Annotated in this window: 28 protein-coding genes; 11 read left to right on the top strand and 17 right to left on the bottom strand. The window is 55.5% G+C overall.

Annotation, left to right across the window (positions count from 1 at the left end):
* Positions 1-11 precede the first annotated feature (11 nt).
* From ACFFLD_RS05260 to radC, 5 genes are all read right to left on the bottom strand, one after another.
* Positions 12-1202, bottom strand: a complete 1191-nt coding sequence (locus ACFFLD_RS05260; RefSeq protein ID WP_386037614.1) for a class I SAM-dependent rRNA methyltransferase — start codon at positions 1200-1202, stop codon at positions 12-14.
* A 63-nt stretch (positions 1203-1265) separates the two neighbouring features.
* Positions 1266-2105 (bottom strand): bifunctional DNA-formamidopyrimidine glycosylase/DNA-(apurinic or apyrimidinic site) lyase, encoded by an 840-nt coding sequence (gene mutM / locus ACFFLD_RS05255; protein WP_386037611.1) that lies wholly within the window; start codon positions 2103-2105, stop codon positions 1266-1268.
* 146 nt (positions 2106-2251) lie between these two features.
* Positions 2252-2407 carry a 50S ribosomal protein L33 gene (gene rpmG / locus ACFFLD_RS05250; protein WP_007111734.1) on the bottom strand — a complete coding sequence of 52 codons (156 nt, stop codon included), beginning with the start codon at positions 2405-2407 and terminating at the stop codon, positions 2252-2254.
* Positions 2408-2459: 52 nt separating this feature from the next.
* Positions 2460-2696, bottom strand: coding sequence for a 50S ribosomal protein L28 (rpmB, locus tag ACFFLD_RS05245; protein ID WP_386037606.1), 237 nt, complete (start codon positions 2694-2696; stop codon positions 2460-2462).
* Between the two features lie 258 nt (positions 2697-2954).
* Positions 2955-3629: a RadC family protein gene (radC, locus tag ACFFLD_RS05240; protein ID WP_386037603.1), complete on the bottom strand. Its 675-nt coding sequence runs from the start codon at positions 3627-3629 to the stop codon at positions 2955-2957.
* Positions 3630-3800: 171 nt separating this feature from the next.
* Between radC and coaBC the strand changes: the two genes are divergently transcribed.
* From coaBC to ACFFLD_RS05205, 7 genes are all read left to right on the top strand, one after another.
* Positions 3801-5156: a bifunctional phosphopantothenoylcysteine decarboxylase/phosphopantothenate--cysteine ligase CoaBC gene (gene coaBC / locus ACFFLD_RS05235; RefSeq protein WP_386037600.1), complete on the top strand. Its 1356-nt coding sequence runs from the start codon at positions 3801-3803 to the stop codon at positions 5154-5156.
* Complete coding sequence (gene dut / locus ACFFLD_RS05230; protein WP_386037597.1) at positions 5153-5623, top strand: dUTP diphosphatase; 471 nt, start codon at positions 5153-5155, stop codon at positions 5621-5623. Before coaBC ends, dut begins: the two co-directional genes overlap by 4 nt.
* Positions 5624-5715: 92 nt before the next feature.
* Complete coding sequence (locus tag ACFFLD_RS05225) at positions 5716-7098, top strand: phosphomannomutase/phosphoglucomutase (RefSeq protein ID WP_386040383.1); 1383 nt, start codon at positions 5716-5718, stop codon at positions 7096-7098.
* A 92-nt stretch (positions 7099-7190) separates the two neighbouring features.
* Entirely contained in the window at positions 7191-8090 is a 900-nt protein-coding gene (gene argB, locus ACFFLD_RS05220) for an acetylglutamate kinase (RefSeq protein WP_386037594.1), read from the top strand.
* Between the two features lie 19 nt (positions 8091-8109).
* Positions 8110-8718 carry a nucleoid occlusion factor SlmA gene (gene slmA / locus ACFFLD_RS05215; protein WP_386037591.1) on the top strand — a complete coding sequence of 203 codons (609 nt, stop codon included), beginning with the start codon at positions 8110-8112 and terminating at the stop codon, positions 8716-8718.
* A gap of 100 nt (positions 8719-8818) precedes the next feature.
* Complete coding sequence (locus ACFFLD_RS05210; RefSeq protein ID WP_386037588.1) at positions 8819-9280, top strand: hypothetical protein; 462 nt, start codon at positions 8819-8821, stop codon at positions 9278-9280.
* A 16-nt stretch (positions 9281-9296) separates the two neighbouring features.
* Positions 9297-9821: a GNAT family N-acetyltransferase gene (locus ACFFLD_RS05205; RefSeq protein ID WP_386037585.1), complete on the top strand. Its 525-nt coding sequence runs from the start codon at positions 9297-9299 to the stop codon at positions 9819-9821.
* Between the two features lie 113 nt (positions 9822-9934).
* Here the strand turns inward: ACFFLD_RS05205 and rpoH are convergent, their stop codons facing one another.
* From rpoH to ftsY, 4 genes are all read right to left on the bottom strand, one after another.
* A complete protein-coding gene (gene rpoH, locus ACFFLD_RS05200; protein ID WP_386037582.1) occupies positions 9935-10801 on the bottom strand; it encodes an RNA polymerase sigma factor RpoH in 867 nt (288 codons plus the stop codon).
* A 181-nt stretch (positions 10802-10982) separates the two neighbouring features.
* Positions 10983-12035 (bottom strand): permease-like cell division protein FtsX, encoded by a 1053-nt coding sequence (ftsX, locus tag ACFFLD_RS05195; protein WP_386037579.1) that lies wholly within the window; start codon positions 12033-12035, stop codon positions 10983-10985.
* The gene (ftsE, locus tag ACFFLD_RS05190; protein WP_022520212.1) at positions 12032-12700 is read right to left on the bottom strand and encodes a cell division ATP-binding protein FtsE; all 669 of its coding nucleotides are present in this window, start codon (positions 12698-12700) and stop codon (positions 12032-12034) included. Before ftsE ends, ftsX begins: the two co-directional genes overlap by 4 nt.
* Positions 12697-14112, bottom strand: coding sequence for a signal recognition particle-docking protein FtsY (ftsY, locus tag ACFFLD_RS05185; RefSeq protein WP_386037575.1), 1416 nt, complete (start codon positions 14110-14112; stop codon positions 12697-12699). Before ftsY ends, ftsE begins: the two co-directional genes overlap by 4 nt.
* Positions 14113-14201: 89 nt before the next feature.
* Between ftsY and rsmD the strand changes: the two genes are divergently transcribed.
* The gene (gene rsmD, locus ACFFLD_RS05180; RefSeq protein WP_386037572.1) at positions 14202-14822 is read left to right on the top strand and encodes a 16S rRNA (guanine(966)-N(2))-methyltransferase RsmD; all 621 of its coding nucleotides are present in this window, start codon (positions 14202-14204) and stop codon (positions 14820-14822) included.
* 120 nt (positions 14823-14942) lie between these two features.
* The gene (gene zapB / locus ACFFLD_RS05175; protein ID WP_386037569.1) at positions 14943-15137 is read left to right on the top strand and encodes a cell division protein ZapB; all 195 of its coding nucleotides are present in this window, start codon (positions 14943-14945) and stop codon (positions 15135-15137) included.
* Between the two features lie 6 nt (positions 15138-15143).
* Here the strand turns inward: zapB and ACFFLD_RS05170 are convergent, their stop codons facing one another.
* From ACFFLD_RS05170 to ACFFLD_RS05135, 8 genes are all read right to left on the bottom strand, one after another.
* Positions 15144-15647, bottom strand: a complete 504-nt coding sequence (locus tag ACFFLD_RS05170; RefSeq protein WP_386037566.1) for a GNAT family N-acetyltransferase — start codon at positions 15645-15647, stop codon at positions 15144-15146.
* The gene (locus ACFFLD_RS05165; RefSeq protein WP_386037563.1) at positions 15631-16482 is read right to left on the bottom strand and encodes a hypothetical protein; all 852 of its coding nucleotides are present in this window, start codon (positions 16480-16482) and stop codon (positions 15631-15633) included. The genes ACFFLD_RS05170 and ACFFLD_RS05165 overlap by 17 nt, the downstream gene beginning before the upstream one ends.
* Entirely contained in the window at positions 16479-16787 is a 309-nt protein-coding gene (locus tag ACFFLD_RS05160; RefSeq protein WP_386037560.1) for a BolA family protein, read from the bottom strand. Before ACFFLD_RS05160 ends, ACFFLD_RS05165 begins: the two co-directional genes overlap by 4 nt.
* A 41-nt stretch (positions 16788-16828) precedes the next feature.
* The gene (locus ACFFLD_RS05155; protein ID WP_386037557.1) at positions 16829-18232 is read right to left on the bottom strand and encodes an MFS transporter; all 1404 of its coding nucleotides are present in this window, start codon (positions 18230-18232) and stop codon (positions 16829-16831) included.
* 154 nt (positions 18233-18386) lie between these two features.
* Positions 18387-18773, bottom strand: coding sequence for a hypothetical protein (locus tag ACFFLD_RS05150; protein ID WP_386037554.1), 387 nt, complete (start codon positions 18771-18773; stop codon positions 18387-18389).
* 93 nt (positions 18774-18866) lie between these two features.
* Positions 18867-20390: a lysine--tRNA ligase gene (gene lysS / locus ACFFLD_RS05145; RefSeq protein ID WP_386037551.1), complete on the bottom strand. Its 1524-nt coding sequence runs from the start codon at positions 20388-20390 to the stop codon at positions 18867-18869.
* A 33-nt stretch (positions 20391-20423) separates the two neighbouring features.
* A protein-coding gene (gene prfB / locus ACFFLD_RS05140; RefSeq protein ID WP_386037548.1) for a peptide chain release factor 2 occupies positions 20424-21522 on the bottom strand; the annotation gives its coding sequence in 2 pieces (ribosomal slippage) (positions 20424-21446 and positions 21448-21522; 1098 coding nt in all).
* A gap of 162 nt (positions 21523-21684) precedes the next feature.
* Positions 21685-23058, bottom strand: a complete 1374-nt coding sequence (locus tag ACFFLD_RS05135; protein WP_386037545.1) for an OmpP1/FadL family transporter — start codon at positions 23056-23058, stop codon at positions 21685-21687.
* Between the two features lie 283 nt (positions 23059-23341).
* Between ACFFLD_RS05135 and ACFFLD_RS05130 the strand changes: the two genes are divergently transcribed.
* Together ACFFLD_RS05130 and ACFFLD_RS05125 are read left to right on the top strand one after the other, a co-directional pair.
* Positions 23342-23770 (top strand): MerR family transcriptional regulator, encoded by a 429-nt coding sequence (locus tag ACFFLD_RS05130; protein ID WP_386037542.1) that lies wholly within the window; start codon positions 23342-23344, stop codon positions 23768-23770.
* An 86-nt stretch (positions 23771-23856) separates the two neighbouring features.
* Positions 23857-26331 (top strand): heavy metal translocating P-type ATPase, encoded by a 2475-nt coding sequence (locus ACFFLD_RS05125; RefSeq protein WP_386040381.1) that lies wholly within the window; start codon positions 23857-23859, stop codon positions 26329-26331.
* The last annotated feature ends 109 nt before the right edge of the window (positions 26332-26440 follow it).

Genomic DNA, 26440 nt, shown 5'->3' with positions numbered 1-26440 from the left:
AATGCTAAGGGCTAGTCGCGGAACACGCGCACGCCCAATGCTTTTAAGTAAGACGTTTCAGGGATGGCCGGATGCACCGGGTGGTCCGGCCCTTGATGGCCCTGGAAAATAACCTGCCCCTGGCGATCCTGATGGCGTACCGCACCACGAACCACATCCATTAACCGCTCGGGCGCCAGGTGCATCGAGCACGACGCCGACAGCAGCAGGCCATCACGGCCCAGCAAACGCATGGCTTCGCGGTTTAGACGTGCATAGGCGCGCTCACCATTGGGGATATCTTTACGCTTTTTGATAAACGCGGGCGGGTCCAGCACGATCACATCGAACTGTTCGCCGTCTGCTTTTAACGCAGCCAAGGCCTCAAAGGCATCGCCCTCGCCTATGGCCACGTGCTCCTGAACACCATTCAACTCAGCGTTACGCGCCACCTGCTCCAAGGCCGCGCCCGAAGCATCCACACACAACACTTCCTTGGCGCCGTGAGCCGCCGCCTGCACGCCCCAACCACCCACGTAGCTGAAGACATCCAGCACGCGCTTTCCGGCCACCTGCCGATTGAGCCATTCGCGGTTAACGCGGTGATCAAAGAACCAACCGGTTTTCTGGCCATTGAGTACCGGCACCACGAAACGCGCCCCGTTCTCTTCCAGGATCACTTCGTCAGGCAGCGTGCCTTTTACCACTTCAACATGGGCCTCCAACCCTTCCTGGCGGCGGCCACCGGTGTCGTTACGGAAAACGATCACTTCAGGTTTGATGACCTTTTCAAGCGCATCGACGATCTCGTCGGCCAGCGCCTGCATGCCTGCTGTATTCAGCTGAACGACCAGCACATCGCCAAAGCGGTCCACGACCAGGCCGGGCAATAGATCCCCTTCACCGTGAATCAAGCGGTAAAAAGGCTGTGTATAAAGACGCTGACGCAGCGCCAGCGCCTGGTTAAAGCGATGCACGAAAAGCGAACGGTCCAAGCGCATTTCGGGATCACGCGACATTACCCGAGCGGCAATCAAGGAGTGGGGATTCACATACGCCACGGCCATCACCTTGCCATTAGAGGCCTCCACCAATGCGGCTTCACCTGCGGCAAAGTTCTTCAGTGGTGTTTCTTTGATATCGACCTCGTTAGAGTAGATCCAGAGGTGACCCGCTTTAAGGCGACGATCAGCATGTTTATTCAGGCGCAGGCGTTGGGTCACAGCAATCTCCAAAAACGTAGGCGAAGCAATCAATATCAAAAATGGGGCGGTCACAGAGCGCCATTAGCGCTGGCAACCAGGGCAGAACACGCTGGCACGCTGCCCAAGGGTAATACGGCGAAGCTCACTGCCACAGCGCCTACACGGCTGGCCCTGGCGGCCATAGACATTCAAGCGCTGAGCGAAATAGCCAGGCTCACCCTGACCACTAACGAAATCACGCAGCGTGGTGCCGCCTTGGGTAATAGCGGCGGCAAGCACCTCTTTAACCGCCAGGGCCAAGGCGTCATAACGCGCACGGGAAATCCTTCCTGCCGCTCGTCGAGGATCGATACCCGCCATGAACAGGGCCTCCGTGGCGTAAATATTACCGGCACCCACGACCACCTGGTTATCCATTAAAAACGGCTTGACCGCCACTCGCTTGTGTCGCGAGAGCGTATAGAGCCACTTGCCATTAAATTGATCCGACAGTGGCTCGGGGCCCAGGTGGGCAAGACGCTTATCCAGCGCGGCATCCTGGGTCTGCCAATCGACAAACCCAAACCGACGCGGATCGTGGTAGCGCAACACATAGCCGCTGGCCAAGACGACATCGACGTGATCATGCTTTTTAGGCAGATCCCCCACCTTGGCAATGCGTAGACTGCCCGACATGCCAAGGTGCCACAGCAATGTAGCGTCGGCGATGCCGGACGTGGGCACCGACAGAACAGGCATTTGCAGATACTTAGCACGCCGCGTTAAGCCCCCGATGCGTGCCCCCACCAACCGCTCCGCCAAGTCGTCAGGCACGGGAACGCGCAACCTTGGCTGGCGCACCAGCACCTCGGTCACTTCCTGCCCCTCAACATAGGGGGCAATTCCGCGGCGGGTCGTTTCAACTTCGGGCAGTTCGGGCATGTTAACGGCCTATAATGACAGCCTGGTGAAGGCGACTACTTAGCGCTTGTATCGCAGGAAGCCATGCATGCAAAAACCCGGCTTGGGGCCGGGTTTTTGAACAGGCTCTCGCCTGCAGTAGAAGCCGATCATCATCGCAAAAGCGATTACTTGATCTTGGCTTCCTTATAAATAACGTGCTTACGGACGACCGGATCGAATTTCTTGAATTCGAATTTATCCGGGGTGTTCCGCTTGTTCTTATCAGTGGTGTAGAAGTGACCTGTACCGGCACTAGACACCAACTTGATTTTATCGCGCATGGTTTAACTCTCCCAAAATGATTGGCCCAACGGGTTGGCCCAAAAAGCTGGCTTAGATCGCGTCGCCGCGTTTACGAATAGCCACCAGAACCGATTCGATACCTTTCTTGTCGATGATACGCATTCCTTTAGTGGAAACGCGCAGCTTGACGAAGCGGTTTTCAGACTCAACCCAAAAACGATGGGTGTGCAGGTTCGGCAAGAAACGACGACGTGTCTTACGCTGGGAGTGTGAAACGTTGTTACCAGTTACCGGACGCTTGCCGGTAACCTGACATACTTTGGACATTAGAGCCTCCAACTGCTTGGCCAGGATATAATAACCTGAGTGTTCAAAACTGTCGGGCAAACCGGAGCAGGGAAGGTGTCGGCGCCGTTAACCGCCAAGCTTTATCCAAATCCGTTATTCAACCCAAGTTTAAAGGTGGCACTTTATACCAGAGCACTCGACTTGCAGCAAGCAAAACCGATCCAAAAGGGCAAAAAAGCGCCTCTTAGCTCACCATACTTAGACATAAAGACAAAGTATTCGACGCTTCGATTTTGTTTATAGCCAGCCACGCTCGGCAAAAGAAACCACTTCTCCATCCCCCACCACGAAGTGATCCAACACGCGCACATCGAAAAGGGCGAGCGCGTCTTTTAGGCGTTCTGTAATGCGTCGATCAGCATCGCTTGGCTCAGCCACACCCGATGGATGGTTATGAGCCAGAATAACGGCGCCAGCGCTAAGTTCTAATGCGCGCTTTGCCACTTCGCGGGGATAAACAGATGCGCTGTCTAGGGTACCGCGAAACAGCGATTCATAGCGAATAATTCGGTGCTGTGTATCCAAAAAAAGCACCGCAAACTCTTCATGCCCTAAATGGCGTAGTTGAGAGCTCAGATAATGACGCACCAAGGAAGGCGAGGTGAGCGCATTGCCACGTGCCAACTGACTGGCCAGATGACGTCGTGATAGCTCCAGCGTCGCCTGAAGCTGGGCATATTTGGCGCTCCCCAGGCCGTGGGCGGCGCAGAAGCTGACCTGGTCGGCCTCCAACAGTTGGCGCAAGCCCCCAAAGCGGCTGAGCAAGTCTCGGGCCAGATCGACCGCCGAGCGCCCCTGTACACCGACGCGTAAAAAAATAGCCAACAGCTCCGCATCTGACAGCGACTGGGCGCCCGAGTGTAATAGCTTTTCCCGAGGCCGCTCGCCTTCCGGCCAGTGATTAATTCCCATCGCACCTTCCCGCATTGCCCAACTCTGGCGCTGAAGGCCAGCCGTATAAGAGCCGTCTCACGCTGCCGGTCTCATTATACCTAGCTTAACCTTGTTTCCCCTTCAGATGCCAAATTGATGGTGCCAGTGGTATGGTAAGCCTCCTTACGAACGCGGATGTGGATCTCGGACATGGCCTCTGCTTTTACCTCAACTATCTCAGCTACCTCAACAACAGCGACGACACCGAACGCCTCGGGACGTGCGTCGTTCAGCGCATCAACGCTGGCGGGCAAACGAGTGCTCCTTGGCGTCAGCGGTGGCATCGCTGCCTATAAAAGCGCTCTGATTGTGCGCCTGCTCAAGCAGGCGGGTAGCGACGTACGGGTAGTAATGACCGAGGGAGCACAGGCGTTCATTACCCCGCTCACGCTACAGGCGCTTTCCGGCGAGCCCGTACGTACATCGCTACTTGATCCGGAAGCCGAAGCGGGCATGGGCCATATTGAGCTGGCCCGCTGGGCAGACGTAGTGCTTATTGCTCCGGCCACGGCCGATCTTATCGCTCGTTTGGTGCACGGCATGGCAGATGATCTGCTCACGACGCTATGCCTGGCGTCAGAGGCGCCCAAGCTGATGGCGCCGGCGATGAACCAGGCGATGTGGCGCCACCCCGCCACCCAACGCAACGTCGCCCAACTGCATCAAGATGGCTGGCAACTCATCGGTCCCGCCGCCGGAGATCAAGCCTGTGGCGATGTCGGTCCTGGCCGTATGAGCGAGCCTGACGAGATTTTTAACGCCGTAATGACGCTGTTTACCGCCGCTCATGCCGCGCTCAACGGCCCTCATGTGGTGATTACGGCGGGGCCTACCCGCGAGCCACTGGATCCCGTTCGCTACCTATCCAACCACAGCTCGGGAAAAATGGGCTTTGCGCTGGCGGCCGCAGCGGTGGCCGCGGGCGCTAACGTGACGCTGATCAGCGGGCCGGTTAACGTACCGACTCCCCTCGGCGTCACGCGGATAGACGTTGAGTCTGCCGAGCAGATGCACCAAGAAGCCCAGCGGCTGTCACCCACGGCGGCGCTGTTTATCGGCTGCGCCGCCGTCGCAGACTATCGCGCGGCGGCCCCCGCCGAGCACAAGCTTAAAAAACGCGAAAATAGCGACACGCTTACGCTAACGCTGATCAAAAACCCTGACATCATCGCCAGTGTCGCCGCCTTGCCTGCCGATCAGCGACCGCTGGTGGTCGGCTTTGCCGCCGAAACCCAGGATGTTGAGCGCTACGCACATGACAAGCTCATGCGAAAAGGGCTAGACATGATTGTCGCCAACGATGTCTCCCAAGCGGGCCTGGGCTTTGGCAGCGATGAGAATGCCGCCTGGCTGCTCTGGCATACCCCCCAGGGCGTTGAGAGCCGAGCAGAGCCGGCCCAACCCAAAACCCAGCTGGCCGCGACGATTATTGATCAAGCGCTCGCCCTACTCGCGACAAAAACACCTCGAGAAGCATCAACGAACGCCCCTGGAGATCCCCTATGAGTGCCCGCCCCCAGCTACAGTGCAAATTGCTCGATGAGCGCCTGAAAGACTATTTGCCTGGCTCGTTACCGCACTATGCCACCGAAGGCTCGGCGGGTATGGATCTACGCGCCCTGCTTGATGAACCGTTAACCTTAGCCCCTGGCGAATGCCAGCTCGTGCGCACAGGTCTTGCCATTTATATTGAAGACCCCGGCCTTGCAGGAATGATTTTGCCGCGCTCGGGCTTGGGCCATAAACACGGTATCGTGCTGGGCAATTTAGTCGGTTTGATCGATTCGGATTACCAGGGAGAACTGATGATTTCGGTCTGGAACCGCGGCCAAGACGCGTTCACGCTCGCCCCTTTCGATCGTCTGGCCCAATACGTGCTTGTGCCTGTTGTCCAAGCCGAGCTGACGGTCGTGGACGCTTTTGAAGACTCATTACGAGGCGGAGGCGGATTTGGCAGCACCGGAAGTCAGTAGTGATTGGCCCGCTGGTCAAGATCCCCTTATGACAGAAAACGCTGTTTAGCTGGTTTAAAGGAAACTCTTTTTAGCTGGGAAGCCCTATGCCTATGAACGCACAGACGGTACCTGCATCGATTTTTCGCGCCTACGATATTCGTGGCATCGTTGACGACACCCTGACAGAAGAAACGGTGGAAATGATCGGCCGTGCGGTGGGTTCCGAGGCCGCTGCGCGCGGTGAATCCAGCGTTGTCGTGGCACGCGACGGCCGGCTGTCAGGTGAACGCCTGCAGGCAGCGTTGATACGCGGCCTTAACGCTGCCGGTCGAGACGTTATCGACATTGGCATGGTGCCTACCCCAGTGCTTTATTTTGCGACGCATACGTTAACCGGCACACGGTCAGGCGTGATGGTCACCGGCAGCCATAATCCGCCTGACTATAATGGTTTTAAAATCGTCATTAACGGCGAAACGCTTTCGGGTGACGCGATTACTGCTCTGTACGATCGCATTCAGTCTGGCAACCTGGAAACGGGCCAAGGCGGCATTACTCACCACGATATTCGCGACACGTATTTAGCACGCATTCTTGGCGACGTTAAGATCCATCGACCGATCAAGGCGGTGGTGGATTGCGGCAATGGGGTTGCCGGAGAGCTAGGCCCCAAGCTGCTAGAACGTATGGGCGTCGACACCACGGTGCTCTTCGCCGAGATTGATGGCAGCTTCCCTAATCATCACCCCGACCCTGGCAAGCCCGAAAACATGCAGGACTTGATGCGCAAGGTACGCGAAACCGGCGCAGATATAGGCATTGCCTTTGACGGCGATGGTGACCGTCTGGGTGTCGTATCACCGGCAGGCAAGCTGATTTACCCCGATCACTTATTGATGGTGTTTGCCACTGACATGCTCGCTCGCAATCCCGGGGCCAAGGTCATTTTTGATATCAAGTGCACCGGCAACCTGGTCAAGGTGGTCAGCGAGGCGGGCGGGGAGCCGGAGATGTGGCGTACCGGGCACTCGCTGATCAAAGCGCGCATGAAAGAGACCGGTGCGCAGCTTGGCGGTGAGATGAGCGGACACCTGTTTTTCCAAGAGCGCTGGTACGGGTTTGACGACGGGCTTTACGCCGCCGCTCGGCTGGTGGAGATTCTCACTCAACAACGCGATGACGCGGATACGTTTTTTGACCGCTTCCCCCAAGACGTTGGTACGCCAGAAATTAATATTGCGGTTACCGACGCTAACAAATTTTCTCTGGTGGATAGGCTTGCTCGTGAGGGAGACTTCGGCGAAGGTATTAAAACTACCCTGGATGGCATCCGCGTTGATTACCAGGATGGCTGGGGGTTGTGTCGCGCCTCCAACACCACCCCTGCCCTGGTAATGCGCTTTGAAGGTAAAGATCAAGCCGCCCTAACACGCATCAAATCAGTTTTTGACAGCGCGCTTCTGCGCGTAGCGCCAGACCTTGAGCTGCCCTGATTAACGCAGCCAGGCGCTAAGGGATCGTGCGCACTTAGAAAGCACGACCTTCACTATTAAACGGCATAATAACGTTAGCAAGGGACAACCTCATGAGTTCAGCCAGTCGCGACCCCCAGGTCGTTGTGGAGGTGCTTTCCGAAGCCCTCCCCTATATTCAGCAGTTCTCCGGCAAAACGGTGGTGGTCAAATACGGCGGTAATGCCATGACCGAAAGCACCCTGATAGACTCGTTTGCCCGCGACATCGTGTTAATGAAGGAAGTCGGCATTAACCCGGTCGTGGTACATGGCGGCGGACCGCAGATTGGGGATCTGCTCAAAAAGCTCAATATCGAATCACGCTTCGTCAACGGCATGCGGGTGACCGATTCGCAAACCATGGATGTGGTGGAAATGGTGCTGGGTGGCTTGGTCAACAAAAGCATTGTTAACCTGATCAACCAAAGCGGCGGCAAGGCGATTGGCTTGACCGGTAAAGACGGTGCGCAAATTCGTGCCCGCCAGCTCAAAGTCGAACACCAAAGCCCTGAAATGACCGTCCCCGAGATTATCGACATTGGTCATGTCGGTGAAGTGGAGTCGATCTCAACCGAGCTTATTGAAATGCTCGCTGCCCGCGATTTTATTCCGGTTATCGCCCCGATTGGCGTCGATGCTGAAGGCCATAGTTATAATATCAACGCCGACCTGGTCGCAGGCAAAATTGCCGAAGCGCTTAACGCCGAAAAACTCATGCTACTCACCAACGTTGCCGGCTTAATGAACGGCGAAGGTGAGGTCCTGACTGGATTAACCACCTCCCAAGTCGATGCCCTGATCGAAGACGGTACTATTTATGGCGGCATGCTACCTAAAATTCGCTGTGCATTGGATGCCGTGAAAGGCGGTGTGAACAGCTCGCACATCATTGATGGCCGTGTCCCCCACGCAGTATTGCTGGAAATTTTCACCAATGCTGGGGTGGGCACCCTAATCACGGACGCGAGCTAACCTCGAGGGAGGGCACATTATGAGCGAAGATCGTAAACCTCACCGCCGCGACCAGATTCTTCAAGCACTGGCGTTAATGCTCGAGGAAGACAGCGGCAAGCGCATTACCACCGCCGCTCTCGCCCGTCAGGTTGGGGTTTCAGAAGCGGCGCTGTATCGCCACTTCCCCAGCAAAGCACGTATGTTTGAGGGCCTGATCGACTATATTGAAGAGAATATTTTTGCCCGTATTACGCGCATTTTAGAAGATGTTCCCGACGCGACTACCCGATGCGGCACCATCCTGGCGCTACTATTAGGCTTTGCCGAAAAAAATCCCGGGCTGGCTCGTGTCATGGGGGGCGACGTGCTTACTGGCGAGACCGCGCGACTACGTCAACGGGTCAATCAACTTTTTGAACGTCTGGAAACGCAGCTAAAGCAGATCTTACGTGAAGCTGAGCTGCGTGAAGGCCTGCGCCCAACGATTCCTGCCTCTGCCGCGGCCAACTTGCTGGCAGCCCAAGCGGAAGGACGCATTTCACAGTATGTGCGTAGTGATTTTAAGCGGCTACCGACTGAACACTGGGAAGATCAGTGGTCGCTGCTTTCCACCCATTTACTGCGTGCAACAGCGCAGCCTGCCTAACTAAAGATCCGGTGTCGACATGGATGTTGACCCATCCTTCTAAAGCTACCTATCAAACGCTTTACAGCCCGCTAACAACGCCTCCTCCCTGGAATCGGTCATGAAAATGGTCACTAATGCAATTGACTTCGGATATGGAAACGGGCAATCGTCATTGGCACCAGTGATCCAGGAAGAAGCAACAGGATGTGGCATCGCCGCTAGTGCTGTACTGGCAGGAATTTCTTACGCCGACTCCAAGTTACTGGCCAATAACCTAGGTATCCAAGCCAGCGATAAATCTCTTTGGTCTGAAACAACGTCGGTCAGGAGGCTGCTTGCTGCTCTCAATATTTCGATATCACCTGATGAATCAGCATTCGAGTCATGGGAGCACCTACCTAAAAAATCACTATTAGCCATTAAGTGGCGACAAATCAATTATCAACCCTTCTGGCACTGGGTAGTTTTCGTTCGTCAGGATAAAACCAGCATGGTCTTGGATTCAAAACGTTCTCTCAAAAATAATGTGAGAACTGATTTCGGTCGTATAAAGCCAAAATGGTTTATCGAAGTTTATTAATTTCAAAAGAGAATATATGCAACCGACGACCAGACAAGCAACCGTCGAGGATATAGCCGAACTCATTAATATAGGGCTTAAAACATATCGTGAGACATTCGCCAGTTTCTATCCTCAATCGGTAATGAACCAGTATTTAAACGAGGCGTTTTCGGTCGATAAGCTCAAAAACGAGCTACAGCATGACCAGTCCCAGTTTTGGCTATTGGAAATTGAGGGCACATGCGCGGGCTATCTCAAGGTAAATTGGGGAAATGCTCAAACGGAAATGCAAGACGAATCAGGACTTGAGGTAGAAAGAATCTATCTTGCTCTTGAATACAAAGGAAAAGGGTTTGGTAAACTTCTCTTCGAGAAGGCAAGAGAGATCGCTAAAACACTTAATAGATCATCTATGTGGCTTGGTGTATGGGAAAACAACCAGCAAGCAATCGCATTTTATAAGTCGCAAGGCTTCGTGGTCGCTGGCACCCATAATTTCCAGATGGGTGATATTTGCGATACAGACTACATCATGACGTTAGCGTTAGCGGACGGCTAGACATTGCATATGAGGACCGACAGGCGACTCTTGAAAAAACTAGCAGGTATAAAAAAGCCGGCGCCTCTTAGAGGGCCGGCTTTTTGTGTGGTAAAAGCGCCTGACAGTGTCTGTCAGGCCACCATGGGCTCACCCATCTTCTGGCGTAGTTTTTTCATGGCATTCTTTTCCAACTGGCGAATGCGCTCGGCGCTGACACCATACACATCGGCCAAGTCATGCAGCGTCTCTTTACTATCTGCCAACCAACGACGCTGGAGGATATCCCGCGACCGCTCATCCAGCCCCTCAAGGGCAAGCTGTAAGCGGCGAGTGGAGTCTTCCTCGAAATTGCTATCCTCCAACTGCGTAGCTGGGTCGGAAGCAGCATCGTCAAGATAGTGGACAGGCGCTTGGTAAACGCTTTCTTCATCATCGCTCGGCGAGGCATCAAAGCCTGCATCGTACGAAGAAAGGCGCCCTTCCATATCGCGCACCACCTCGGGTTTCACGTCGAGGTCTTTGGCGATAGCCGCGACTTCGTCGTTATTCAGCCACGCCAGGCGCTTTTTGGCGCCGCGTAAATTGAAGAACAGTTTACGCTGGGCTTTGGTCGTGGCAATTTTAACGATTCGCCAGTTGCGCAGCACAAACTCGTGTATTTCCGCTTTGATCCAGTGAACGGCAAACGACACCAGACGTACGCCCTGGTTCGGATCGAAACGCTTGACGGCCTTCATAAGGCCGACGTTTCCCTCTTGGATCAAATCCGCCTGAGGTAATCCGTAGCCTGAGTAGCTGCGTGCGATATGTACCACAAAGCGTAAATGCGACATTACCAAACGCCGTGCGGCTTCCAGATCGCCCTCATCGTAAAGACGGTGCGCCAGCTCACGCTCTTCATCGGCACTTAAAACCGAAATTCCATTCACTGCGCGGATATAGCCGCCCAGATCGCCGCCTGGTGAAAGCTGCCCCATCGGTAGAAGACTAGTGCTCATGTGCAGGTGGTCTCCCCTGTAACCCATCGTGGTTGACGTAGCACGTTAATAACCTACTGCATAGACCTTATCCTAAGGATAAGGTTCGCACGAAAACACATTGTTTACACTGCCTTGCGCTCACAACATGCTGCCAGTGCTGGTGGGTAAATTTAACCTGATGGCTAAACACCCGCTAACCTCATCGTGGGCGAATACTTGAAAGATGACGTGTTACTGCCAGCCAAGCGCCCAACCAGCCTAATAGTGTACTGCAAGATAGCAGAATTGTAGAGCCTGTCACGTCGAGTTGAGGTAATGAAAAGCTGGCACCGTAACTCGCTGCCAGCGCGGCCACCGGCATCGACAGCCACTGATTGCCCAGGCCAAGTAACCCAAGCGCCAGCAGACCGCCGCCCACCCCGTACCAAGCACCACTATACAGAAACGGCCGCCTGACAAAGGCATGGGTGGCGCCAATCAACATCACTACTTCAATCTCGCGACGGCGACTTTCAACTGCCAGGCGAATCGTATTGCCGACCACCAGCAATACCCCTAGTCCAAACAGCGCAGCCAGTGCCAGCGCCACTCGCCGCCCCAACTCCGCCAGGTTTCTGAGCCGCTCAACCCAGGCCAAGTCAAGGCGCACCTCATCAACACCTGACAACGCTTCCAGCGAGTCGGCCAGTTGCTGCATCGTCTCTGGAGCCACGCTTTCGGGGCGAACCACAATACTGATGGGCAGTGGATTGCTCTCCAGGCCCGCCAGTGCATCCTCAAGGCCAAGCGACTGCTGAAAGGTCGCCATTCCTTGGTCAGCGCTAATCAACTGCGTGTCCAGCACGCTCTGTTCAGCATTGATTGCCTCCTCGATACGCCGCGCCTGGGCATCATCGGTACTCAACGCCAGATAGACCGTTAGCGTGGCGCTTTCATCCAGCTCGGCATCCAATAGCCGCGCACTATCCAGGGTCAGCCACAGCGCAGCTGGTAGCACCAGCGCGATGGCAATCGCCAACATCGTCAGAAGATTGCCCAACGGATAACGCACTAACCGCTGAAAGCTATCCCATGCCATGCTGCGGTGGTGGCGCCCCCAGGCCCTCAGGCGGCTGGAAAATAGCGTTTGCTGCGACTTTGCTCCCCGGGGAGCGGCGTCGTCCGCGGCCCGTTTGAGACTTTTTTTGGGAGCCTTGTGGGGCGTCTTTAACGCGGCCCCTTGGCGACGTTTGGGCGTCACTGAGGTTCTCATACCGCCCCCTCGTCGGCCACCAGACGACCATCGCTTAAGCGCAGGATACGGTGGCGCAATCGGGCAATCAGTGCCAAATCGTGACTGGCAATCATCACCGTGGTACCAATGCGATTAAAATCTTCAAACAGCGCCATGATATCGGCAGAAAGCTGCGGGTCTAAGTTACCCGTTGGCTCATCCGCAAGCAGCAGAGCGGGTTTATTGACCACCGCTCTAGCGATGCCCACCCGTTGTTGTTCGCCGCCGGATAGCTCTATTGGCAATGCTTTCTCACGATGTAAAAGACCTACCTTGTCTAACGCCGCACGCACGCGGCGAGCGGCTTCACGCGGTTCCACCCCCTGAATTTCCAGCGGCAGTGAGACATTATGAAAAATGCTGCGATCAAAGAGCAGTTGATGATCCTGAAAGACAACGCCGATTTGGCGACGATAAAACGGCACCTGACTGGCATGTAGCTGGGCAATATCATGGCCGGCCACGACGACTCGACCGCGGCTGGGCTTTTCAAGGCGCATAATCAAGCGCAGGAGTGAGCTTTTCCCCGCCCCGGAATGGCCGGTAAGAAATACCATCTCGCCCCTGGCGACACGAAAATTGAGATGCGCTAGCGCCTCAAAGCGACCTCCGTAGCGCTTGCCTACATGCTCAAAAGCGATCATGCGCTCGGCTCATCCCCTTGGCGGTCAAATAGCGCGTGTACAAAATCATTGGCGTTGAAAGGACGTAGGTCGTCGATTCCCTCTCCCACCCCAATAAACCGGATGGGCGTTTCCAGCTGTTTGGCTAGCGCAAAAATAATACCGCCTTTGGCCGTGCCATCCAGCTTGGTTAAGGTAATACCGCTAACAGGCACCGCTTCATTGAAGGTACTGGCTTGAGAAATCGCGTTTTGCCCGGTACCTGCATCCAGCACCAGCATCACTTCGTGAGGGGCGGTATCGTCGAGCTTTTTCATCACACGATGGACTTTCTTAAGCTCTTCCATCAAGTGGCTTTTATTATGCAGCCGACCGGCGGTGTCGGCGATCAATATATCCACGCCCCGGGCTTTGGCAGCCGCGACCGCATCATAAATAACCGAGGCACTATCGGCGCCGGTATGCTGAGCAATCACCGGAACACGATTACGCTCGCCCCATACTTTGAGCTGCTCTACCGCGGCGGCACGAAAGGTATCCCCGGCCGCTAGCATGACGCTTTTGCCTTCGCGCTGAAAACGCTGGGCGAGCTTGCCAATAGTGGTGGTTTTGCCCACACCATTGACGCCCACGACTAAAATGACGAAGGGGCCATCGCTCTCTTTTTCGAGGCTGAGTGGCGTAGCAACTGGCGCTAGCATGCCCGTCAGCTCTTCCTGCAAACCACGATAGAGCGCGTCGGGGTTATTGAGCTCTTTACGCGACACACGGGCCTCCAGACGCCCGATAATCTCCGTGGTTGCATCGATCCCCACATCAGCCATTAGTAGCTGCGTTTCGAGATCTTCCAATAGCTCGTCATCAATCTGCTTTTTCCCCAAAAACAGATCGGCAATGCCATCGGTCAAGTTGGCACGGGTTTTTCCCAGGCCCGATTTAATACGCGCAAACCAGCCTTTCTGCTCACCCTTTTCGGCGACTGGCTTCTCTTGAGGTTTTACAGGCTCGGGCTCTACCTCAGGCTTAGCGGGTTCAGGCTCTACTTCGGGCTCAGTAGGCTCGGGCTCCACTTCAGGCTCAGTAGGCTCAGGCTCCACTTCAGGCTCAGTAGGCTCAGGCTCCACTTCAGGTTTAGCAGGCTCAGGCTCTACTTCTGGCTTAACGGGCTCGGGCTCCACTTCGGGCTTAGTAGGCTCGGGTTCTACTTCTGGCTTAGCAGGCTCGGGCTCTACTTCTGGCTTAGCGGGCTCAGGCTCCACTTCAGGTTTAGCAGGCTCGGGCTCTACTTCTGGCTTAACGGGCTCGGGCTGAACGGGCTCGGGCTCAGCGGTGGGCGCCTCTTCCGTGGGGCTAGATACATCACTAGGATCCCGCTGATCTTGTGGCTTTTGCTGAGAATCGTGCTTTTTTTTACGTTTCAAGAAACTAAACATGGGGGCATCCAACTAAAAAGGTGAACATTGTGACCATCCTACCACCGCCAACCAAGACTTTGGACAAACAGCCCGCTACAATCCTTAGCATGACAAGACAACGCTCCTCCCGATCATCCTCATCCCGGCGCACACCTGCTCAGCGGGTAGGCAAATCTATTAGTAACGTACGCATTATCGGAGGTGACTTCCGTCGTCGACAATTGCCTGTGCTAGACAGCCCCGGCCTACGTCCGACGCCCGACCGAGTGCGTGAAACGCTGTTTAACTGGCTGGGGCATCATCTATACGGCCAACAGGTGCTGGATCTGTTCGCAGGCACTGGCGCGCTTGGTATTGAAGCGATATCCCGTGGCGCCACCAACGTCGATTTTGTTGAGCGCGACCCGCGTGTGGCAGCGCAGTTATCGACGAATCTAGCGTCACTTAATATTACTTCAAGTGCGGTACATGTTAATGATGTTCACACTTACCTGACGCGACCCGCAACGCCTTACGGGCTGGTATTCCTCGATCCGCCCTTTCACCAGCAGCTGGCCGCGTCCTGCTGCTCGACACTGGAAAGCGATGGTTGGCTAGCTAACGAGGCAATGATCTACCTCGAAACCGAGGCATCGCTGACACCTGATGTGCCTTCAAACTGGCAATTACACCGCGAAACACAGGCGGGCGAAAGCACCGCTCGGCTTTATCAACGCCAATCGCCGTAAACAGCGCTTGCTGGTTCGCGATGGTGGCGTTACGCTCGCCTCAATCGTCACTAATAGCAGGCGATTTGCTTGTTTTGGCACTTATTTTGGTTATCGATTTTACTCTTAGGAGGCACATGCATGAGCCTGGAACTATTTAATCAGCTTGAACAGAAAGTCACCGATACCGTTGACGCGCTGGAAATGATGAAACTGGAAAATGAAGAGCTGCGTGGTGAAAACGCCAAGCTGAAAGAAGAAAGGGAAGAGTGGGAGCGTCGTCTTAATAGCCTACTGAGCAAATTCGAGTCGCTTGAGCCTTCCAGCACGTCGTAATGGGCGTTACGTTACTGATGTCTCGTCACTAACCTTAAAGCACCTCGACATTAGCAACGCATCTTCACGCTTGGCGGCACTGGGTGCCGTCGAGCAGCCTTGAGCCTGATAGAAGCCCTGAGCCGGGTAGTAGCCTTTACGATAGCCATCTTCGTTAAAGCCACTGCGACGATAGAGCTTAATGGCGGCGTGGTTACTGACGCGTACTTCCAGCAGCAAACGTTCGCTCTGCCAAGCCTGCGCTGTTTCCACTACGGCGTTTATCAGCGCCTGCCCAGCGCCACGGCGACGGCATTCGGGCAATACGCCTATCGCCTGTAGCTCGGCTTCAAACGGCAGTCGCGCAACGATGGCATACCCCAGCAGACATTCCGCCTGCCAATAACCCAAGACGCTGGCGTCTAGACTGCCCAATGCTTCAAGCAGTTGCGAGGCCGAGGTGCCACTGTGCGACTGTTGCTCAAGCGACGTTAACGGCGCCAAGTGTTCAACGTTAAGTTCTGTGATCATCAGTTACTTGCCCACCCGCCAACCACTGCTGGCCCAATGCCTGCAGCGCTGGCCAGAGATCGCGTTTGCTCTGTGTGCCGTCAAGCAACGACGCGAGCGAAGGTCCCTGCCAGACCGGTAACGATAGTGTTTGGCTGTGCCCATCGGCGATGTTGAGGATACGATCAAGCGGCGCTGGCTCAGCTCCGAACTCCCCCCACCAGAGGAGCCGCTCCAGCGTCCATCCTTGCCGACCGGCGCTGCCAGCCATAAACGCCGCTAGCCCTTCACGCGCTTCATCCAAGGGATCCTCACTAGCAACGCCGTTGTCCATTGGCGGCCACCTAAAGAGCGTCGGTTCCGGCAAAGCATCCTGCTGGATGCCTGCCGCCTGCAGCAGGTTGATTAGCAACTGCTGCTCAAGTGCGTTCATCTCTCCTGCCTGCATGACAAGCCAGCGGCCATTAAGGCATACACTAGAGAGAGAAAACTTAAGCGGCTTCGCGGGGGTGCCGGGTGCAGCCTCAGTGCTGCTAGTCGCTGTCTGTTGCTGTGGACTAGGTGCACGCTGCGGGCGTTTCTCTTCCTGCCCCAGCGTTTCCGTCAGCAACGCGCGCACCGCTGAGGGAGAGGCAATGGTGGCATCAGGTGACGAGGATTCAGAGGGCGCGCGCCTTGGCGGAGGGGCATCGTCCAACAATGCCTGTAGCTGCTCTCGGTGTGGCACCGGAGCAGCGACAGACTCTTCCCACTCACAAGCCTCTGTCGTCATTGCGTTAGGCAACTGATATCGAGAAGCCCAGGCGGTAATACCCATGGCTTCCAGATAGTGACGCCGAATAACTTCCTGGGTCACTGTCCGCCGCCGCGACAGTTGGGCGAGTTCGGACGCTCACCGCCACGTGCTTGCCACTCGGTAGGCGTATAGAGATGCATAGCCAAGGCATGTACCGGGCCTGACAGCTCATCGGCCAATAGTGCATATATCTTTTGATGGCGCTTGACCGGCATCAGGCCGTCAAAGCTATCGCTCACGAGCGTCACTTTAAAGTGCGTTTCAGAATTAGCCGGCACATTGTGCATATGGCTTTCGTTCTCAACCTGCAGCACGTCGGGCGCTAGCGCCGCTAACTTCTGCTCAATCTGTGTCTGCAGCGTCATGGGGTTCTCCTTGAGATCACAAACCATTTTATTGTACGCGTTTACTGCTCCGCCGACGATGCCCGCCGAGCGTTTAAGGCGCGCCTGGCCAACGGCATACGCGCCACACTGGCCAATAAAGCCAGCAGCGAGGTCAATGCACCTAGCCAGAGCGTCACCTGCACCGACCAACCCAGCGCTAGCGCGGCACCGACCAACGCCACCCCAAACGATTGTCCCACCGTGCGAGTAGTGCTCATTACCCCCGACACATTGGCACTTCGTTCTGGCGGCAAGCTGCCCATCATCTCGCGATTATTCGGTGGCTGGAAAAGCCCAAAACCGATACCACAGAGCGCCGTACGCCATAAGCTGCCTACTACTCCGGTCGTTTCATCAACCAGCGCCAGCGCCACCAGACCGATGATTAACAGCCCCAGCCCGGTACTCGAAAGCACGCTAGGGTTAATACGATCAGCTAACCGTCCAGCGATCGGACCAATAACCATAATTGCTAGTGGCCAGGGGGTGAAAAGCCAAGCGGTTTCCAGGGGTGTAAACCCCATCTGCTCCTGATAAAAAAATGACAACGCCACAAAGGTCAGCCCTTGGCCAATAAACGCTAACCCAGAGGCAGAGACGGCAAGCGTGAAGCGCCGCTCGGCAAACACACTCAGCGGTAGTAGCGGGTATGGCGCACGACGCTGACGATGTATAAATCCGCCACAGGCCAGCACTGATAACATTGTCCAGCCAGCGCTTTGCCAGATCGGCGCAGCGTGACTGACGGCGTCCATGGCGATAAAGAAACTGGCCAGCATTAGCATGGATAACACGGCACCAGCCACATCAAAACTGCCCTGGCGCGGCTGCTCCCGGGGCAAGGCGCGCCGGGCTAGCCACAGCGAGCAAAGACCAAGCGGCACGTTGAGCGCAAACAGCCAGGGCCAGTCAGCAAACGAGAGAATAACGCCACTGAGCGTTGGCCCCGCCGCGTAGCCACCGGCCACCACCAGCGCACTTAGGCCAAGCGCACTGCCTAATAGGCGTGAGGGAAATATAGCCCTATAAAGCGAAGGCCCGATCGAGAGCGTCGCGGCGGCGCCCAGCCCCTGGAAAGCGCGAAACACCAGCAACGTTTCCAAATTACGCGACAGCGCAGCACCTAACGCGGCGACAACAAAGGTGGTGAGTCCAAAAAGGTAAAGCCGGCGTCGAGTGATCAGCTCACTGAGGCCTGCAAAGACAAGTAAAAAGGCCGCACAAACCACCTGAAACAGATTGGTAATCCACACCGCTCGCGAGGCCGACACCCCTAAATCAGCTGCGATCGTGGGAAGCGCCAGATTAATCATGGTGGTGTCGACCACCGCCATTAACGTACCGGTTACCAACGCAAGCACAGCCAAGGCACGCTCGGCCCCCGGCAAACCATCGTCGCCAGGACGGGTTTCAAACAGACGCATGAGGAGATGTTCCTAAACGAAACGGCAAAAACAAATTTACTAAAACAGTGAAACCGGCCTAAGCCGGTTTCACGATACTTTTAACACAGCATGTTACCTAACATGCTTTGATGCACGAGCGAGGAGGATCATGGGGCGCTCCTATTATCGCTCGTTACTCCTGCTCATTATCTAACAGTAGCGCATCATCGACCTCTGAAATTTCCAGGGCGGTTTCATCGTCTAAATCGATAGCTAAATAGCTGTGTTCGACGCGCACAAACGTTTGAAACAGCGTCCAGTCGAGCTTATCGGGCCACTGCCGCTCATCCTCTTCCCAGGCACGCAGCTCCGTTTCAAGGATTTCCACGTAACGGTCGCGCACAAACGTTTCCAGCGCCTCTGGGGTATCCATCTCTGGAATCAGGTAAATGGTACTTTCACGTTCGACGTCGTCCAGTGTCAGGTCGTCGTCTCCCATGGTGGGTTCCAGCGCGTTGATCCAGTCCACAAAGGGCTGGGTCGGCCTGACGCTCAGTGCGGAGCGGTTAAGCAGTTTCATGGGATTCTCCTCGCCGTCGAAACGTTGACCATTATGGGCGCTATAACGCGCCCTTACCAACTTTTCAGTCGCTATCCGTTAGCTATCGTAAGATTAGTCCACTTCCGGACGCATCGCAGGAAACAGCAGTACATCGCGAATCGAGGGGCTATCGGTAAACAGCATTACCAGCCGATCAATACCAATCCCCTCACCGGCGGTGGGGGGCATGCCATACTCAAGAGCGCGCACGTAGTCGGCATCGTAATACATCGCCTCCAGGTCACCGGCGTCTTTTTCTGCCGACTGAGCGCGGAAACGCTCTGCTTGATCTTCGGCGTCGTTCAGCTCGGAGAAGCCGTTGGCGATTTCACGACCACCGACAAAGAACTCAAAGCGATCTGTGACAAAGGAGTTAGTGTCGTTACGTCGCGCTAGCGGACTGACCTCCGCCGGGTATTCGGTGATAAAGGTCGGTTGATCAAGCTTATGCTCGGCAACCTCTTCAAAGATCTCGGTTTGAACTTTGCCAAGTCCCCAGCTCTCTTTCACCTTGATACCCAGCTTTTCAGCCGTGATTCGCGCGGCATCGAGTGAGTCTAAGTCACTGTCAGTAATGCTGTCGCCGTGATCAAGAATCGCCTGACGCAGGGTCAGGCGTGCAAACGGCTGCCCGAAATCGTAGCTTGCCCCCTGATACTCAAGCACTGTGCTGCCCAGCACTTCTTCTGCCGCTGTTCGCAGCATGGCTTCGGTCATGTCGAGCAGATCGCGATAATCCGCATATGCCCAGTAGAACTCCACCATGGTGAACTCAGGGTTATGGCGCGTCGACAGCCCTTCGTTGCGGAAGTTACGGTTAATCTCGAAGACTTTTTCAAAGCCCCCCACCACCAGCCGCTTGAGGTAAAGTTCGGGCGCAATACGCAGGTACATATCAATATCCAGCGCATTGTGGTGGGTGATGAAAGGCCGCGCCGCCGCACCGCCAGGGATCGGCTGGAGCATCGGTGTTTCCACTTCCATAAAACCACGGGCTTCAAAGAAGCGACGCATGGAGCTGATCACCGCGGCACGTGTTTCAAACACCTTGCGCGACTGAGGATTCATGATCAGGTCAACATAACGCTGACGGTAGCGCGCCTCTTGGTCGGTCAGGCCGTGGAACTTATCCGGCAGTGGGCGAAGGCTCTTGGTCAGTAGTTGCGCCTCCACCATCATCACATACAGGTCGCCCTTACCCGACTTATGCACGAGGCCTCGAGCAGCAACGATATCGCCAATATCCCAGCTTTTTATGTCATCAAGAACGTCCGCAGGCAGACCTTTTTTGTCGACGTAGAGCTGAATTTGCCCCGCTACGTCCTGAATGACGATAAACGGACCGCGTTGGCGCATGATGCGACCAGCCACCGAGGCGTGGTGATCCAACGCCTCGAGCTCAGCTTTTTCTTTATCGCCCAACATATTGTGCAGCTCAACGGTTAAACTATCGCGGCGAAAATCGTTAGGAAACGCACTCTTACCTTGTGCAGCAGCACTCTCGCGGCGAGACGCCAGCTTGGCACGGCGCTCGGCGATCAGGTGGTTTTCCTGCTGTTCAGAACCGTTTTGTTCAGACGCGTCTTGGTTAGCCATGGGGCACCCTATTCATGTTCAAACGCTAAAAAATTACAAACCTTGCTTCAAGCTCGCGACAATAAACTGGTCAATATCACCATCGAGTACTTTGTCGCAATTGCTGGACTGCACGCTGGTGCGCAAATCTTTGATGCGCTGATCGTCAAGCACGTAAGAACGAATCTGGCTGCCCCAACCGATATCCGCCTTGGAGTCTTCGGCCTCCTGCTTGGCGGCATTTCGCTTTTGCATTTCGTGTTCCCACAACCGCGCCTTCAACTGCTTCATCGCAAAGTCGCGGTTCGCGTGCTGGCTACGCTGGCCTTGGCAGGCCACGACGATGCCGGTCGGTTCGTGGGTAATCCTCACCGCTGAATCGGTGGTGTTAACGTGCTGACCACCGGCACCACTAGAGCGGTAGGTATCGACGCGCAGATCCGAGGGATTAATTTCCACCTCGAAGCTGTCGTCAATTTCAGGCGATAAAAATACCGAGGCAAAGGAGGTATGCCGACGGCCGCCGGAATCAAACGGACTCTTGCGCACTAAACGGTGGACGCCGGTTTCAGTCCTCAACCAGCCAAAAGCGTAGTCACCCTGCACATGTACCGTGGCCGACTTGATGCCCGCCACTTCACCGGCGGAGATTTCGGTGATATCGGCTTTAAAGCCGTGGCTCTCTGCCCAGCGCAGGTACATGCGCAATAAAATATTGGCCCAATCCTGCGCTTCGGTGCCCCCGGAACCCGACTGAATATCCAGGTAGGCGTTATTCTGATCCATATCACCGGAAAACATGCGCCGAAACTCTAGCTTCTCGAGTGCGGCCTGCATGTTGTCCAGCTCTTTGCGCACTTCATCAACGGTGCCTTCATCCTCTTCCATTTCAGCCAGCTCCAGCAGATCACGGCTATCGCCGAGGCCCTGCTCAAGATCATCAATGGTCGCCACAATGGCTTCAAGGGAGGCGCGCTCTTTACCTAATTTCTGCGCGTAGTCTGGATCGTTCCAGACATTGGGATCTTCCAGTTCACGAGAGACTTCTTCTAGCCGATCTTTCTTCTCAGCATAGTCAAAGATACCCCCTAAGAACGTCTGTACGCTCAGACAGGTCCTTAATCTGGTTGTGAATCGGGTTGGTTTCCAACATTGGGTCGCCCTAGCCTTGTCTATATCGGACCGTACAAAGGTGTATCGGTCGGAAAAACGCATAGTGTAACGAAAGCGGACTCGCCCCGCATCCAATGGCCTGCCGCTAGGCAATAAAAAACCCGGCAGGTGCCGGGTTTCGTTTCGATAATTACGTTAAAGCTTAGAAGCGATAGGTTAGCTGTGCGCCAATACCGTGAGCTTCGTTCTTGTAGTCGGCTGAGTAGGTCGCCCCACCCACTGGCACCCCACCGGTTGCAGCACCCGCCAACAAATCTTGACGATCCTGCTCAACAGAGGTGCTGCGCTCGGTTAGATAGGAGTAAGCCACGTCAACCGTCAGGTCAGGCGTTGGGCTCCAGCCAGCCCCAAGAGAGAAGATACGCCGATCGTCGGAAGGGATACGTACGCTACGGTCTGCATCATTGGTGGGCGTAAAGTCCAAGGTTACCCCGGCGCGAAGGGCTAACGTTTTGGTTAGCTGATACTCGCCACCGGTGGCAAATGCCCAGGCGTTTGAATAGTTTTGCAGCTCGCGTGTAATGGGGCCACCTTGATCATTCACTACGCGAATTTCATTGAAGTGACTCCAACGTACCCAGGACGCCCCGAACATTAACTTCAGTCGATCCGTCATTTGCTGAGTAAGCGAGAAATTAACCGTCTCTGGCGTGGTTAAATCCAAATTAGCATTACTTTGTAGCGGAGTACCTGTAACAGGATTTAAAGCGGTTGAGCCATCTGGTGCAGTAACTCTGTAGTCGCCCTCAAGCTCATAGTCCACTTTCGAGCGATAGGTTAGTCCCAGGGTAGTCTCAGGTACCGGACGATAGATAACGCCTAAGTTGTATCCCCATGCTTCATCTTCGCCATCGACACGGGCATCCAGGTCAGTAGCGGGGTTAAAGCCAGCACCACTTGGAACCTGACGACGTAGCTCGCCTTCCACACGGTTGTAGCTAACACCCGCCCCTACTGACCACTGGTCGTTAAAGCGGTAAGACACCGTCGGCTGGGCAGTCATCACTTTGACTTCGGTGTAGTTTCCAAAATAGCGCCCCTGAAAATCATCCTCATACTCGGTTTTCGAGCCAAAGGGGGCATAGACCCCAAACCCGAACGCAAGCTGATCGTTCACTGGGTGCGCATAGAATGCAAAAGGAATGAGGGTACCCGGCACCATATCGCCGTCGTTACCGCCAGGGATACTTCCCACTGGGATTTGACTGCCGTTCGGAGCACCACCAAGCGCAACCCCTGAGTCAAGGGTGCGGTTAGCTTCAACGTTCGAAAGGTCAGTATTGACGCTGAGGAACGTTCCACCCGCCGTGATCTGGGCACGGTCTAAAAACGACATACCTGCCGGGTTGCCGTAGACGATCGTGGCATCATGGATGTTAGAGCTACGTCCGGCATGGCCATAACCCTGCCCACTAACGCTCTGCTCATTGATTTGGTACCCGCCCGCGTGGGCTTGGCTGGCGAAGGCGGCTGTGATGGCAGCAGCCAGAGTGAGCTTATTGAGTTTATTATTCATAGTGGGCCTCTCTTCCCGATGATCCGATGGATACCGACGATCCATCCTCTTTATTTTTTACATGACTGTTTTCTCGCAACCGCGCCAAAGGTTCAAGAGCAAACGAGCGTTTTATTTCGTTTTTACCTTATACATTAGTCGCACGTCCGTTTTAAATCAGTGTTTTATGTATTTTTGACTAGTGGCTTAATCATTCTGACTGAGACCTAAACCTCCTTGACCTATGGGTTACACACAGGTTCTAAACTAACATTATTACTTTAACCGCCCAGGAGAATAGGCAATGAAAGTGAACGAGCTTGCTAAGCGGGGTGGGGTTACCCCAGAAACCGTGCGTCATTACGCTCGTGAGCGACTCCTTGCCCCGCAGCGCCACCCAGATAATGGCTATCAACTTTTTTCAGAGACGGACTTAGAGCGACTGCGCTTTATTCAGCGAGCACGCAAGCTAGGGTTTAGCGTCGCCGAAATTCGCGACATCCTGACCCACGCCGACCAAGGCGACTCCCCTTGCCCGTTGGTGCGCGACCTACTGGCTAGCCGCCTACCTCAAATCCGTGCCCGCATTGCCGAGCTGGAAGCACTGGCCGAGCGTATGGAGCTTGCTATGGACAGCTGGCAACACATGCCCGACGGCTCTCCCAACGGCCACAGCGTGTGCCGTCTGATTGAAAGTTTTCCTGACGCAACATCGACCAAGGAGACCCCATGAGCGACTCCTCTACTAAAGCCACGTCACACGTAAGCCTCGACGCTGACACCACGACAAGAGGTGCTATCACACGCACCATCCCCGGCATGAGCTGCCAAGGGTGCGTAACGCGTATGCGAAAGGCGGTACAAAGTATTGACCCAAGTGCCGATGTCATCGGGACGCCAGACGAAAAACGCCTTGAGGTTGTGTCGACACTCACCGGCACCGAGCTTGATCAACGTTTGACTGAGGCGGGCTATCCACCCACTGACGTAGCAGACAAGCAGCCAGATACCACCTCACCCGCGATTGCTGAAGCTGAAAAGTCCGCTGGTTCAAGTGCTCAAGGCACGAAAAAGCGCTTGGCAATTAGTGGGATGACCTGCGCCAGCTGCGTCAAAAGCGTTCAAAAAGCGCTTGAACGCACCGAGGGCGTCGATACCGCCAGCGTCAATTTCGGCGCCCACTCTGCTCAGGTAGTCGGCAGTGCTGTTACTCAGGCGTTGGTCGCGGCGGTAGAGGCGGTTGGCTATGGAGCCGAACCGATCGTGGATATGCGTGAAGCCGAACGCACCCGGGCCGAGCAAGACGCCAAGACCTACCGGCGCCGCCTGCAGGGGAGCGCGATCTCGCTGGCACTGGCGATACCGCTCATGCTCAGCATGTTCTTTTTCCATCCCCACCCGATGGGCATGGGGCGCCTCTATTGGCTGGTGATTGGCCTGCTGACGCTCGGTATTATGGCGTTCCCTGGCCGCCATTTTTTTGTTAACGCCTGGAAAAACCTCAAACACCATCAGGCCAATATGGATACCTTAGTGGCCATGGGAACCGGTACCGCCTGGCTATACTCCATGGCGGTGGTACTGCTGGCCCCCTGGTTACCGGAGATGGCCCAGGGTATCTATTTTGAAGCCTCTGCCATGGTAATCGGTCTGATTCTACTCGGTAATGCCATGGAACTACGTGCACGGGGGCGCACCAGCGACGCGTTAAAGCGCCTGCTTGACCTACAGAGCCGCACGGCACGGGTTATCCGTGATGGCCATGAACAGGAGGTAGACATTGATGCCGTGCGTACCGGTGACCATGTGCGGGTACGTCCCGGCGAGCGTTTACCGGTGGATGGCGACGTCATCGAAGGGCAAAGCCATATCGATGAATCAATGCTGACCGGCGAGCCGTTACCGGTCGCTAAGCGCTCGAAGGATGAGGTCAGTGCAGGCACTGTCAATGGTAATGGTAGCTTGGTCTACCAAGCCACACGCGTAGGCGCTGACACACGCTTAGGCCAGATCACCGAACAGGTAGCAAGTGCCCAAAACTCCCGGCCACCGATTGGTGAACTCGCCGACCAGGTTTCTAGCGTGTTCGTACCCACGGTAATGATCATTGCCGTGCTCACGGCGTTGGTGTGGTTCAATCTTGGCCCTGAGCCACACATTATTCATATGCTGGTGACGGCAACTACAGTATTGATTATTGCCTGCCCGTGCGCGTTGGGCCTGGCCACGCCGATTTCCACCATGATTGGGGTCGGCAAAGCCGCCGAGCAAGGGGTACTGGTGCGAAATGGCGAGTCGCTGCAAACCGCCAGCAAGCTCACCACGCTGGTGGTCGATAAGACCGGCACCCTGACGCAAGGTAAGCCCAGCGTCACCGAGGCGCAGATGTTTGACATCGAGTCATCCACCGCACTGGGGTGGGTATATGCACTAGAGCGTGGCTCAGAGCACCCCTTGGCGGCAGCGCTTATGGCCTATGCAGAGGAGCATAACGCCGAGTCTAAGGAAATTCGTGACTTTGACAGCGTGACCGGCGGCGGCGTCAAAGCCAAGACCCGCGACGGCAGTGCGCTTTTATTAGGCAATGCGCGCCTGCTTGAGGAGGCAGGCATAGATATTAAGGGGGGTAAAGAAAAAGCCCGCCTTCTTGAACAACAGGCACGTACCCTGGTTTATCTGGCGGTGGACGGCAAACTGGCCGCCCTGTTTGGGATTAGCGACCCGCTACGTCACGATACCGTCGCCGCGATCAAACGCCTGCAACAAGATGGCTTAACCATTGTCATGCTGACCGGTGACAATGAGCACACCGCCAAGGCGATTGCCCAGGAAGTCGGCATTGATGAGTACCGTGCAGGCTTACTGCCCGAGGACAAACACGCCGAAATTGAGCGCCGTCAGCAGGCGGGAGAAATTGTCGGCATGGTAGGCGATGGCATCAACGATGCGCCAGCGCTGGCCCGGGCTAACGTCGGCTTTGCGATTGGCCAAGGCACCGATGTCGCCATTGAGAGCGCGGGCATAACGCTCATGCGCGGCTCGCTTCATGGCGTCGCATCGGCCATCGAGATTAGCCGCGCCACGCTGCGTAACATCAAGCAGAACCTGGTGGGCGCCTTTGGCTATAACGTGTTGTGTATTCCTATTGCCGCAGGCGCGCTTTACCCGCTCACCGGCACGCTACTCTCGCCGATCATTGCAGGGGCGGCAATGTCGCTCTCCTCCATTACCGTGGTGAGTAACGCCAACCGCCTGCGCTTATGGAAACCTACCCAGCAGGAGGACGCGTCATGAGCCTACTGATCAACCTGGCTGGCCTGGGGCTCATCGCACTGATCATCTGGTGGTTCTGGCTTAACTGAGCCTGTATTTAAAACGCCAGCGAGCGAAGGCCAGGCAAGGC

The organism is Vreelandella sulfidaeris, from assembly GCF_042429665.1.
GTDB lineage: Bacteria > Pseudomonadota > Gammaproteobacteria > Pseudomonadales > Halomonadaceae > Vreelandella.
The sequence above is the reverse complement of the archived record's forward strand: the minus strand, read 5'-3'. Positions and strand labels throughout refer to the sequence as shown.